General features: G+C 49.1%; 4 tRNA genes and 1 rRNA gene. All 5 read right to left on the bottom strand.

From position 1 onward, the window contains the following. Positions 1-7: 7 nt before the first annotated feature. A tRNA-Val gene (locus COE53_RS22005) sits at positions 8-83 on the bottom strand. Between the two features lie 9 nt (positions 84-92). Beyond that, positions 93-167: transfer RNA gene (locus COE53_RS22000), tRNA-Glu, on the bottom strand. Positions 168-190: 23 nt separating this feature from the next. Continuing rightward, positions 191-282, bottom strand: a tRNA-Ser gene (locus tag COE53_RS21995). A gap of 4 nt (positions 283-286) precedes the next feature. Beyond that, positions 287-361, bottom strand: a tRNA-Asn gene (locus COE53_RS21990). A gap of 10 nt (positions 362-371) precedes the next feature. After that, a 5S ribosomal RNA gene (gene rrf, locus COE53_RS21985) occupies positions 372-487 on the bottom strand. Positions 488-593: the final 106 nt, after the last annotated feature.

The raw sequence follows: 593 nt of genomic DNA, 5'->3' as shown, positions 1-593 counted from the left end.
AATTAGATGGTGGAGGATGACGGGCTCGAACCGCCGACCCCCTGCTTGTAAGGCAGGTGCTCTCCCAGCTGAGCTAATCCTCCGTAATAAAATGGTGACCCGTACGGGACTCGAACCCGTGTTACCGCCGTGAAAGGGCGGTGTCTTAACCGCTTGACCAACGGGCCAGTATAATAGTGCTGAAAACATGTGGCGGAGAGCAAGGGATTTGAACCCTTGAGACAGGGTTACCCGCCTACACGATTTCCAATCGTGCTCCTTCGGCCACTCGGACAGCTCTCCAAAATGGCTCCGCAGGTAGGGTTCGAACCTACGACCACTCGGTTAACAGCCGAGTGCTCTACCACTGAGCTACTGCGGAATAATTATAAACCAAGCGACGTTCTACTCTCACAGGGGGAAACCCCCAACTACCATCGACGCTGAAGAGCTTAACTGCCGTGTTCGGTATGGGAACGGGTGTGACCTCTTCGCTATCATCACTTGATTCAATTCCTTAAGGACAATAACTATTATATCATATCTCTTTCGAAAGTCAATGACTTTTTCAAGGTTTTTTATAATAATTTTTGCACCCTCAAAACTAGATAATG

The sequence above is a fragment of the Bacillus sp. AFS029533 genome (assembly GCF_002585125.1).
Taxonomy (GTDB): Bacteria; Bacillota; Bacilli; order Bacillales; family Bacillaceae_G; genus Gottfriedia; species Gottfriedia luciferensis_B.
Note: the sequence above shows the minus strand (reverse complement) of the source record. Positions and strands in the feature narration are given on the sequence as shown.